This window comes from Pseudomonas sp. MB-090624 (assembly GCF_003205245.1).
Lineage (GTDB): Bacteria > Pseudomonadota > Gammaproteobacteria > Pseudomonadales > Pseudomonadaceae > Aquipseudomonas > Aquipseudomonas juntendi.
Map to the genome: position 1 here is coordinate 1 of NZ_QJRK01000085.1, position 12,759 is coordinate 12,759.

At 67.8% G+C, this 12,759-nt stretch carries 2 protein-coding genes; both read left to right on the forward strand.

The annotated features are described in order from the left end of the window. Positions 1-3,392 (forward strand): non-ribosomal peptide synthetase (locus DMX12_RS28295; RefSeq protein WP_146226879.1); only part of this gene is annotated, 3,392 nt, incomplete at its 5' end. A gap of 12 nt (positions 3,393-3,404) precedes the next feature. Further along, a partial coding sequence (locus tag DMX12_RS28300) for a non-ribosomal peptide synthetase (protein ID WP_146226880.1) occupies positions 3,405-12,759 on the forward strand: 9,355 nt, incomplete at its 3' end.

Consider the following 12,759-nt stretch of genomic DNA (forward strand, 5'->3'; position numbering starts at 1 on the left):
GCGGGCAGATGTTCGCCCGCGCGACCATCGAGCGGCTGGCGCGGGCCTACGAGGCGGAGCTGGCGGCGCTGGTCGAGCACTGCCAGGCACCGCAAGGGCTGACGCCGTCGGACTTCCCGCTGGCGGGCCTGAGCCAGGCGCAACTCGACGCACTGCCGGTGGCGGTGGCCGAAATCGAAGACATCTACCCACTGTCGCCGATGCAGCAGGGCATGCTGTTCCATTCCACGTTCGGCGAGAGCGACGGCGACTACATCAACCAGATGCAGGTCGAGGTCGCAGGCCTGGATGTGGCACGCTTCGAGGCGGCCTGGAACGCAGTGCTCCAGGCTCATGACAGCCTGCGTTGTGTCTTCGTCTGGTCCGCCGACCAGGCCCAACCGGTGCAGGTAGTGCTGCGCGAGGCCCGTGTGCCGTTCAGCGAGCTGGACTGGCGCGGCCGTGATGACCTGGCGCATGCGCTCCCGACACTGGCCGCCGAAGAACGTGGGCGCGGCTTCGATGTACTGCAGGCGCCATTGCTGCGCCTGGTGCTGGTGCGCCTGGAAGATGACCGCCATGCACTGGTCTACACCAGCCATCACATCCTCATGGACGGCTGGAGCAATGCGCAACTGCTGGGTGAAGTGCTGCAACGCTACTGTGGCGAGCGGCCCACGCAGGCGGCGGGCCGCTTTGGCGACTACATTGGCTGGTTGCAGCGCCAGGACCGAGCACAGAGCGAAGCGTTCTGGCGCGGGCAACTGGCCGCACTGCAAGCGCCCACCCGCCTGGCCAGCACCTGTCAGCATGTCGGTGTCGAAGGCTACGCCGAGCACAGCCTTTCTATCGATGCGCAGACCACTGCACGCCTGGCCCGCTTCGCCCGTGAGCGCAAGGTCACCGTCAACACCTTGGTGCAGGGTGCCTGGGCCTTGTTGCTGCAGCGTCGTGTCGGCCAGGACTGCGTGTCGTTCGGCGCCACCATGGCCGGTCGACCGGCCGAGCTGGCCGGTATCGAGCAGCAGATCGGCCTGTTCATCAACACCTTGCCGGTGATCGTGCCATGCACCGCCGGGCAGGCGCTTGGCGACTGGCTGGACGATTTGCAGGCGCTCAACCTGCGCATCCGCGAACACGAGCACACGCCACTGTTCGACATCCAGCGCTGGGCCGGGCAGGGCGGTGACGCGCTGTTCGACAGTCTGCTGGTGTTCGAAAACTACCCGGTGGCCGAGGCCCTGGAGCGCGGTTCGCCCTCGGGGCTGCGCTTTGGCCCGGTGCGCACACAGGAACAGAGCAACTATCCGCTGACCCTGGTGGTCGGCCTGGAAAACAACCTGTCGCTGCGCTGCAGCTATGACCGGCAGGCGTTCAGCGCGGCGATCATCGAGCAGATCGGCCAGCAACTGCGTCACTTGCTGCTGCAGATGCTCGAACACGGCGCGCAGGTGCCTGTCGAAGCCTTGCAATTGCTCGATGACCAGCAACGCCAGGTTGCGGTACAGGCCTGGAATAGTGCCCCGGCCACGTTCACGCCGAGCCAGCCGCTGCATCGCCTGATCGAAGCCCAGGCGGCCCGCGCGCCGCAAGCGCCGGCGCTGGTCTGCGAAGGCGAGCAGTTGAGCTATGCCGAGCTGAACCGCCGGGCCAACCGGGTCGCCCATGCGCTGATCGCCCAAGGCGTCGGCCCGGACGTGCTGGTAGGCCTGGCCGCACCGCGTTCGCTGGAGATGGTGGTCGGCCTGCTGGCCATCCTCAAGGCCGGTGGCGCCTACGTGCCGCTGGACCCGGCCTACCCGCTGGAGCGCCTGCACTACATGATCGAGGACAGCGGCCTGCAGTTGCTGCTCGGCCAGGGCGACCTCGGGCTGAGCCTGGCGGCGAACGTGCAGGTGCTGGACCTGGCCGCCGACTACACCGACGACGCAGGCTTGGCCGAGGTCAACCCGAACGTCGCGGTGGGCCTGGATAACCTGGCCTATGTCATCTACACCTCCGGCTCCACCGGCAAGCCGAAGGGCACCTTGCTGCCGCACCGCAACGTGCTGCGCCTGTTCGAGGCCACGGACGGCTGGTTCGGCTTCGGCCCGCAGGACTGCTGGACGCTGTTCCATTCCTATGCCTTCGACTTCTCGGTATGGGAGCTGTTCGGCGCCTTGCTGCATGGTGGCCGCCTGGTGATCGTGCCGCAGGATGTCAGCCGTTCGCCGGAGGCCTTCTACCAACTGCTGTGCGAGCAGCAGGTGACCGTGCTCAACCAGACGCCGTCGGCGTTCCGCCAGCTGATGCAGGTGGCCTGCGCCGAAGGCCAGCGCAGCGACCAGCAGCTGCGCTACGTGGTATTTGGCGGCGAGGCGCTGGAGGTCGGCAGCCTGCGCCCGTGGTTCGAGCGCTTCGGCGATCGTGCGCCGCAACTGGTCAACATGTACGGCATCACCGAAACCACGGTGCACGTGACCTACCGTCCATTGTCGCTGGCTGACCTGGCGCAGGGCGCGTCGAGCCCGATTGGCGTGCCGATCCCGGACCAGAGCCTGTACGTGCTCGACAGCGACCTCAACCCGGTGGCTGCCGGCTGTGTCGGCGAGCTGTACGTCGGCCGCCAGGGCCTGGCGCGTGGCTACCTCAAGCGCGCCGGGCTCAGCGCCACGCGCTTCATTCCCGACCCGTTCGGCGACAGCGGGGCGCGGCTGTACCGCAGTGGCGACCTGGCCCGCTGGCGCGCCGATGGGGTGATCGAGTACGTCGGGCGGATGGACCATCAGGTGAAGATCCGTGGCTTCCGCATCGAGCTGGGCGAGATCCAGGCGCGGCTGCAGGCGCTGCCCCAGGTGCGTGAGGCCGTGGTGCTGGCCCAGGAGGGGCCGAGCGGCACCCAGCTGGTCGGCTACCTGGTGGCCGGGCAAGCGGTGGCCGACCAGGCGGTCTGGCGTGAGGCGGTCAAGGCCGCGCTGCGCGAGGACCTGCCGGAGTACATGGTGCCGGCGCACCTGCTGCTGCTCGAGCGCATGCCGCTGACCGCCAACGGCAAGCTCGACCGCCGTGCCTTGCCGGCGGCGGATGCCAGCCTGCTGCAACAGGCGTATGTGGCGCCAGTCACTGAACTTGAACAGCAGGTGGCAGGCATCTGGGCCCAGGTGCTGGAACTGGAGCAAGTAGGCTTGAGCGACAACTTCTTCGAGCTTGGCGGCCATTCGTTACTGGCTACCCAGGTCGTACTGCGCCTGCGCGACGCGCTGGGCCATGAAGTGCCGGTCAAGACGCTGTTCCTGGCCCGCGACCTGGCAGACTTCTGCGTGGCTTTGCAGGCCCTGCAGCCTGCCCTCGAGCCACTGCACGATGTTTTGGCTAAATCCTTGGAGGACCTCAATCGTCTAACTGCCGATGATCTTGAAAAACTGATTTCCTAGTGAGGACACGGCATGCAGCAACTAATCGAATCGGTAAGCGCGCTTTCTTCCGAGAAGCGCAAAGCCTTGGCGATTCTGCTGAGTCAGAAGGGGGTCAATCTTTATGGCATCGCGCCGATTTTCCGGCGTGATGCCAACGAGCCCCTTCGGCTGTCCTATGCCCAGGAACGTCAGTGGTTCCTATGGAACCTGGAGCCGCACAGCGCGGCGTATCACATCCCCACGGCGCTGCGCTTGCGCGGCACCCTGGACATGGCCGCGCTGCAGCGCAGCTTCGCGACGCTGATCGAGCGTCACGAAGTACTGCGCAGCGTGTTCGTCGAGGTCGACGGGCAGTTGCTGCAGCAGGTTCGTGCGCCGTTCGCGCTGCCGCTGCCGGTGCAGGTACTGCCCGATGCCGGGCAACTGGAACAGGCAGTGGCGGCGGAGATCGCCGAGCTCTTCGACCTGGGCGGAGGGCCGTTGCTGCGCGCACGTTTGCTGCAGCTGAGCGAAGAAGACCATGTGCTGGTATTGACCCAGCACCACATCATTTCCGACGGCGCCTCGATGCAGTTGATGGTCGAGGAGCTGATCGACTGCTATGCCGCGTTCAGTCGTGGCCAGCAGCCCGAGCTGCCGGCGCTGCCGATCCAGTACGCCGACTATGCATTGTGGCAGCGCCAATGGATGGAGGCTGGCGAGCGCGAGCGCCAATTGGCCTACTGGACCACCCGCCTGGGCGGCGAGCAGCCGGTGCTGGAGCTGCCGCTGGATCGTCCGCGGCCAGCGCTGCAGAGCTGGCGTGGTGCACGCCTGGATATCGAACTGTCGGCCGAGCTGGGCAAGGGTTTGCAAGAGGTGGCGCGGCAGCAAGGGGCGACCCTGTACATGGTCCTGCTGGCGTCGTTCCAGGCGCTGTTGCACCGCTACAGCCGACAGCGCGATATCCGTGTCGGCGTGCCGATCGGCAACCGCAACCGCGCCGAGACCGAGCGCCTGATCGGCTTCTTCGTCAATACCCAGGTGCTCAGCGCCGAAGTCGATGGTCAGGCGCCGTTCACCACATTGCTGCAACAGACCAAGGAGGCGGCGCTGGGGGCCCAGGAGCATCAGGACCTGCCGTTCGAGCAACTGGTCGAAGCCTTGGCACCGGAGCGCAACCTCAGCCACAGCCCGTTGTTCCAGGTGCTGTTCAATCACCAGGCGCACCGTGGCGAGGGTCGGCAGGCCCATGAGCTGCCGGGCCTGCGAGTGGAATCGCTGAACTGGGAGAGCCAGACCGCGCAATTCGACCTGATGCTCGATACCCATGAAGAGCAGGGGCAGTTGTGGGCGTCGCTGACCTACGCGACCGACCTGTTCGACTGCACCACCATCGAGCGCCTGGCGGGCCACTGGCAGGCGTTGCTCGAAGGTATCGTCAGCGCCCCCGGCACGCGCGTCAGCGAGTTGCCGATGCTGAGCGCGGCGGAACGTGCCGCCACCCTGGCTGCCTGGAATACCGCCCCGGCTACGTTCACGCCGAGCCAGCCGCTGCATCGCCTGATCGAAGCCCAGGCGGCCCGCGCGCCGCAAGCGCCGGCGCTGGTCTGTGAAGGCGAACAGTTGAGCTATGCCGAGCTGAACCGCCGGGCCAACCAGGTCGCCCATGCGCTGATCGCCCGAGGCGTCGGCCCGGACGTGCTGGTGGGCCTCGCCGCGCCGCGCTCGCTGGAGATGGTGGTCGGCCTGCTGGCCATCCTCAAGGCCGGTGGCGCCTACGTGCCGCTGGACCCGGCTTACCCGCTGGAGCGCCTGCACTACATGATCGAGGACAGCGGCCTGCAGTTGCTGCTCGGCCAGGGCGACCTCGGGCTGAGCCTGGCGGCGAACGTGCAGGTGCTGGACCTGGCCGCCGACTACACCGACGACGCAGGCTTGGCCGAGGTCAACCCGAACGTCGCGGTGGGCCTGGATAACCTGGCCTATGTCATCTACACCTCCGGCTCCACCGGCAAGCCGAAGGGCACCTTGCTGCCGCACCGCAACGTGCTGCGCCTGTTCGAGGCCACGGACGGCTGGTTCGGCTTCGGCCCGCAGGACTGCTGGACGCTGTTCCATTCCTATGCCTTCGACTTCTCGGTATGGGAGCTGTTCGGCGCCTTGCTGCATGGTGGCCGCCTGGTGATCGTGCCGCAGGATGTCAGCCGTTCGCCGGAGGCCTTCTACCAACTGCTGTGCGAGCAGCAGGTGACCGTGCTCAACCAGACGCCGTCGGCGTTCCGCCAGCTGATGCAGGTGGCCTGCGCCGAAGGCCAGCGCAGCGACCAGCAGCTGCGCTACGTGGTATTTGGCGGCGAGGCGCTGGAGGTCGGCAGCCTGCGCCCGTGGTTCGAGCGCTTCGGCGATCGTGCGCCGCAACTGGTCAACATGTACGGCATCACCGAAACCACGGTGCACGTGACCTACCGTCCATTGTCGCTGGCTGACCTGGCGCAGGGCGCGTCGAGCCCGATTGGCGTGCCGATCCCGGACCAGAGCCTGTACGTGCTCGACAGCGACCTCAACCCGGTGGCTGCCGGCTGTGTCGGCGAGCTGTACGTCGGCCGCCAGGGCCTGGCGCGTGGCTACCTCAAGCGCGCCGGGCTCAGCGCCACGCGCTTCATTCCCGACCCGTTCGGCGACAGCGGGGCGCGGCTGTACCGCAGTGGCGACCTGGCCCGCTGGCGCGCCGATGGGGTGATCGAGTACGTCGGGCGGATGGACCATCAGGTGAAGATCCGTGGCTTCCGCATCGAGCTGGGCGAGATCCAGGCGCGGCTGCAGGCGCTGCCCCAGGTGCGTGAGGCCGTGGTGCTGGCCCAGGAGGGGCCGAGCGGCACCCAGCTGGTCGGCTACCTGGTGGCCGGGCAAGCGGTGGCCGACCAGGCGGTCTGGCGTGAGGCGGTCAAGGCCGCGCTGCGCGAGGACCTGCCGGAGTACATGGTGCCAGCGCACCTGCTGCTGCTCGAGCGCATGCCGCTGACCGCCAACGGCAAGCTCGACCGCCGCGCCTTGCCGGCGGCGGATGCCAGCCTGCTGCAACAGGCCTATGTAGCCCCGCAAAGCGAAATGGAACAGCGCATTGCTGCTGTCTGGGCCGAGGTGCTGCGTCTGGAGCGGGTCGGCTTGAGCGACAACTTCTTCGAGCTGGGTGGCGACTCGATCATTTCCATCCAGGTGGTCAGCCGTGCCCGTCAGGCCGGCATTCATTTCACCCCCAAGCAGCTGTTCCAGCACCAGACCGTGCAGGGCCTGGCCCGTGTGGCGCGCGAGGGCGGCGCGGCGCCGCGTATCGACCAGGGCGCGGTGCAGGGCGGCATGCCGCTGCTGCCGGTACAGCAGTGGTTCTTCGGCGAAGTGACCGACCAGGCGCACCACTGGAACCAGTCAGTGCTGCTGCGTCCCACTCGGGTCTTGCAGGCGGCGACCGTCGAGGCGGCCTTGCAGGCTCTGCTGGTGCAGCACGATGCGTTGCGCCTGCGCTTTACCCGCGAGCAGGGGCAGTGGCAGGCCAGTCACGGTCAGCCTGGCCAGGCCAAGGACCTGCTCTGGCAGCGGCAGGCCGCCGACCAGGACGCGCTGCTGGCACTGTGTGAAGCGGCGCAACGCAGCCTGAGCCTGGAAGGGCCGCTGCTGCGTGCTGTGCTGGTCGGCATGGGTGACGGCAGCCAACGCTTGCTGCTGGTGATCCACCACCTGGTCATCGACGGCGTGTCCTGGCGCGTGCTGTTCGAGGACCTGCAACAGGCCTGCGCGCAACTGGATGCGCAGCAGCCTGTGCGGCTGCCGGCAAAAACCAGTGCCTACAAGGCCTGGGCCGAGCGGTTGGCGGAGCACGCCTGTAGTGACGCCATGGCGCGCGAGCTGGCCTGGTGGCAAGGCCAGCTGGCCGATGCTCCGCAGGACCTGCCGTGCGCCAATCCGGCCGGCGGCCAGCAGAACCGCCATGCCCGCAGCCTGCATACGCGGCTGGACAGCGAGCTCACCCGGCAGTTGCTGCAGCAGGCCCCGGCGGCTTACCGCACCCAGGTCAACGACCTGCTGCTGACCGCGCTGGCCCGGGTGGTGTGCCGCTGGAGCGCGCAGCACACCGCGCTGATCCAACTTGAAGGGCATGGCCGCGAAGACCTGTTCGACGACATCGACCTGACTCGCACCGTCGGCTGGTTCACTATCTTGTTCCCGCTGGCCCTCACGCCTGCGCAGGACCTGGCAGGCTCGATCAAGGCGGTCAAGGAGCAACTGCGCGCCGTCCCCGCCAAGGGCATCGGCTACGGCATGCTCCGCCACCTGGGCGATGCGGCGGTGCAGGCCGGCCTTGCCGCGTTGCCGGTGCCGCGTATCACCTTCAACTATCTGGGGCAGTTCGATGGCAGTTTCGACGCCGAGCAGGGTGCACTGTTCGTCCCGGTCGGCGAGCCGCGCGGCGAGGAGCAGAGCCCGGCGGCGCCGCTGGGCAACTGGCTGACGCTCAATGGGCAGGTCTACGGTGGTGAACTGACCATCGCCTGGACCTACAGCCACGAGATGTTCTCTGCGGCCACGGTCCAGGCCTTGGCCGATGACTACGCTGCCGAGCTGAAGGCGCTCATCGCCCATTGCTGCGACCCGCACCATGCCGGTGTCACGCCCTCGGACTTCCCGCTGGCACGCCTGGATCAGGCGCACCTCGACCAGTTGCTGGACGATCCGCGCGCGGTCGAGGATGTCTACCCGTTGTCGCCGATGCAACAGGGCATGCTGTTCCATAGCCTGTATGGCCAGGGCAACGGCGACTATATCAACCAAATGCGGGTGACCGTGGAAGGCTTGCAGGTCGAGCGTTTCCGTGCAGCCTGGCAGGCGTCGGCCGATGCCCAGCCGATCCTGCGCAGTCGCTTCGCCTGGGAAGGTGACATCGGCCAGCCGCTGCAGATCGTCCAGCGCCAGGTCCAGGTGCCGTTCGACTACCTCGACTGGCATGCCGAGGCCGAGCCTGGCGCACGCCTGGACGCCCTGGCCGAGGCCGAGCGCGCACGTGGTTTCGACCTGCGTGAGGCGCCGTTGCTGCGTATGACCGTGGTGCGCACCGGCGAGCAATGCTTCGAGCTGATCTACACCAACCATCACATTCTCATGGACGGCTGGAGCAACTCCCAGTTGATGGGGGAAGTGCTGCAGCGTTATGCCGGCCAGGCGCCGGCCCAGGCCGGGCGTTACCGCGACTACATCGACTGGTTGCAGCGCCAGGATCCGGCGGTCAGCGAAGCGTTCTGGCGCGAGCGCCTGGCCGAGCTGGAGGCGCCCACACGTTTGGCCCAGGGCCTGCAAGCCGAGCCTGGCAGCGGGTACGCCAGCCATGTGCGGCTGGTCGACGCCGAGCGCACGCTGCGCCTGGAAGCCTTCGCCCGCCAGCAGAAGGTCACTGTCAACACCCTGCTGCAAGCAGCCTGGCTACTGCTGTTGCAGCGCTACAGCGGGCAGGCCACGGTGGCCTTCGGCGCCACTGTGGCGGGCCGGCCGCTGGAGCTGCCGGGTATCGAGCAGCAGATCGGTCTGTTCATCAATACCCTGCCGGTGATCGCCACCCCACAGCCGGCCCAGTCCGTGGCCGACTGGCTGCAGGCAGTGCAGGCGCTCAACCTTGGCTTGCGTGAGCATGAGCACACGCCCTTGTTCGATATCCAGCGCTGGGCCGGGCAGGGCGGTGACGCGCTGTTCGACAGCCTGCTGGTGTTCGAGAACTACCCGGTGGCCGAGGCCCTGGAGCGTGGCGCGCCACAGGAGCTGCGCTTCGGCAGCGTCGACAGTCGCGAGCAGACCAACTACCCGCTGACCCTGGGCGTGAACCTGGGCGGTACCCTGGAGCTGCACTACAGCTTCATGCGTGCCCATTTCGATGAGGCGGCCATTGTCCGCCTGGACCAGCAACTGGTCGGCCTGATGGAGCAGTTCAGCCAGGCGCCCGCTACGGCCTTGGGCAACCTGAGCCTGCTCGATAGCCAGGCCCGAGAGGCTCTGGCCGTGGCCAACGCGCCGCAGCCATGGCAGGACGGCTTGCTGGTGCACCAACGCATCGCGGCCCAGGCCGCGCGCCGGCCTCATGCTCCAGCGGTACTGTTCGGTGACCAGGTGCTGGACTTCGCCAGCCTGGAGCGTCAGGCCAACCAACTGGCCCATCGCCTGGTCGCCGAAGGCGTAGGCGCCGAGATCCGTGTCGGCGTGGCCTTGCCCCGTGGGCCGCAGGTGATCGTGGCCTTGCTCGCCGTGCTCAAGGCCGGTGGCGCCTATGTGCCGCTGGACGCCAGCTATCCGGCCGAGCGCCTGGCCTACCTGATGCAGGACTCTGGTATCGCCCTGTTGCTCAGCGACTCGACCTTGCGCGGGCAACTGCCGCTGCCGGCGGCGTTGGCTGCCCTCTATCTCGACCAGCTCGACCTGGCCGCACAGCCGACCCATGCGCCGCGAACAGTCGTGCAGCCGCAGAGCCTGGCCTATGTGATCTACACCTCCGGTTCCACCGGCAAGCCCAAGGGGGTGTGCGTCGAGCACGGCCCGCTGGCGATGCACTGCGAAGCCATCGGCCGGCGCTATGCCATGGTCGAGGACGATTGCGAGCTGCACTTCATGTCGTTTGCCTTCGACGGCGCTCATGAGCGCTGGCTCACCGCGTTGACCCACGGCAGCCGCCTGCTGGTGCGGGATGACAGCCTCTGGGAGCCAGGCCAGACCTGCGCGCGCATGCGTGAGCACGGCGTGACCGTGGCGGCGTTCCCGCCAGCGTACCTGTTGCAGATGGCCGAGCACGTCGAGCTGCATGGCCAGGCGCCGAAGGCGCGCATTTACTGCTTCGGCGGCGACGCGGTGCCGCGTGACAGCTACCAGCGCGTGCATGCCGCCCTGGCGCCGGAGCACATCATCAACGGCTACGGCCCGACCGAGACGGTGGTGACCCCGCTGATCTGGAAAGCCGACCGCGCGACCGACTGCGGCGCTGCCTACGCACCGATCGGCACGCGTATCGGCGACCGTCGCACCTACGTGCTGGCCGCCGACCTGAGCGTGCTGCCAGCCGGCCTGCAGGGTGAGCTGTACCTTGGTGGCCACGGGCTGGCCCGTGGCTACCTGGACCGGCCGGGCATGACCGCCGAGCGCTTCGTGCCCGACCCGCACGGCGAGCCGGGCGCGCGCCTGTACCGCAGTGGCGACCTGGTACGCGAGCGCCGCGATGGCGTGTTCGACTACCAGGGGCGCGTGGACAACCAGGTAAAAATCCGCGGTTTCCGCGTTGAACTGGGCGAAGTCGAGGCCCGCCTGCTGGCCCAGGCGGGTGTGCGCGATGCCGCCGTGGTCGCCCGGCCAGGCCCGAGCGGCCAGCAGTTGGTCGGTTATGTGGTGGCGTCGCAGCCAGGTCAGGCTGATGCCGCGTGGTGCGACGCGCTCAGGGCGAGCCTGCGCGACGTGCTGCCGGACTATATGGTTCCGGCGCATGTCCTGGCGCTTGCCAGCATGCCGCTGACCCCCAACGGCAAGCTTGACCGCAAGGCGCTGCCCCAGCCTGAGGCCGGTCAGTCCCGACAGGATCACCAGCCACCGCGTACCGCGCTGGAGCAGACGGTGGCGGCGATCTGGGCCGATGTGCTCAAGCTGCCGCAGGTGGGCTTGCACGATCACTTCTTCGAGCTGGGTGGTCATTCGTTGCTGGCCACTCAGGTCGTCGCCCGGGTGCGTCACGCTTTGCAGGTCGAGGTGGCGCTGCGCACCTTGTTCGAGCATGGCACCCTGCAAGCGTTCTGCGCCCAGCTGTCTGAGTCTGCCAACGCAGCGGTTCCCGCCATCGGCCTGGCCGATCGCTCGCGGGCGCTGGCCTTGTCCTATGCCCAGGAGCGTCAGTGGTTCCTCTGGCAGCTGGCCCCGGACAGCGCCGCCTACCATATTCCGGTGGCCCTGCGCCTGCGCGGGGCATTGCGTGTCGAAGCCCTGCGCCGGGCGTTCGAACACCTGGTGGCGCGGCACGAGAGCCTGCGCACGGTGTTCGTGCATGCCCAGGGGCGTACCGAGCAGGTGATACAGGCGCCGTATGCCTTCGAGCTGCCGTTGCAGGTGCTGGCCGATGCCAGCGATGCCGCGCTGCTGCCGCGGGTGGAACAGGAGGTCGCACGGCCGTTCGACCTCGCGCAGGGCCCGCTGCTGCGCGCCTGCCTGTTGCGCCAGGGCCGCGATGAACATGTGCTGGTGCTGGTGATGCATCACATCGTCAGCGATGGTGTGTCGATGCAGGTCATGGTCGACGAACTGGTGGCCCTGTACGACGCCTTTGACCAGGGGCAGGCACCGAGCCTTGCGCCGCTGCCGATCCAGTACGCTGACTATGCCGCCTGGCAGCGCCAGTGGATGGACGCTGGTGAGCGTGAGCGGCAGCTGACCTATTGGGTCGAACGCCTGGGTGGCACCCAGCCTGTGCTCGAACTGCCGCTGGATCACCCGCGCCCGGCGATGCGCAGCCAAGCCGGTGCCAGTTTGACGCTGGCCCTGCCCGGTGAGCTGCAGCAGGCGTTGCGTGCACTGGCCAGGCAACAGGGGGTGACGCTGTTCATGCTGTTGCTGGCGGCTTACCAGACGTTGCTGCACCGCTACAGCGGCCAGGCCGACATCCGTGTCGGTGTGCCGATCGCCAACCGCAACCATGCCCGCACCGAAGGCATGATCGGCTTCTTCGTCAACACCCAGGTGCTCAAGGCCGAGTTCGCGCCGCAGGCGACCTTTGCCGCGCTGCTGGGCCAGGTGCGCCAGGCGGCGCTGGAGGCGCAGGCCTACCAGGACCTGCCGTTCGAGCAACTGGTCGAGGCCCTGGCGCCGGAGCGCAACCTCAGCCACAGCCCGCTGTTCCAGGCACTGTTCAACTACCAGAGCGGCGCACGCCGTGGCCAGGGCGCGCAACAGGCGCATGCCTTGAGCGTCGAAGGGCTGCAATGGGATACCGGTGTCGCTCAGTTCGACCTGACCTTGGATGTGTTCGACAGCGAAGAGGGCATGCTGGCCTCGTTGGTGTATGCCACCGACCTGTTCGAGCGCTCGACCATCGAGCGGCTGTCCACCCACTTCATCAACCTGCTGCAAGCCATCGTCGAGCAACCGCACCAACCGGTGGCCGAACTGCCATTGCTGGCGGCCGCCGAGCGCGAGCGCACCCTGGTCACCTGGAACGCCACCGCTGAACATTTCCCGCTGCAGCAGAGCATCCAGCAACTGATCGAGGCCCAGGTGCAGCGCACCCCGGATGCCCCGGCGCTGGCCTTCGGCGAGGTGCGCCTGAGCTACGCCCAGCTCAACGCCCGCGCCAACCGCCTGGCCCATCGCCTGATCGCCCTGGGTGTCGGCGCGG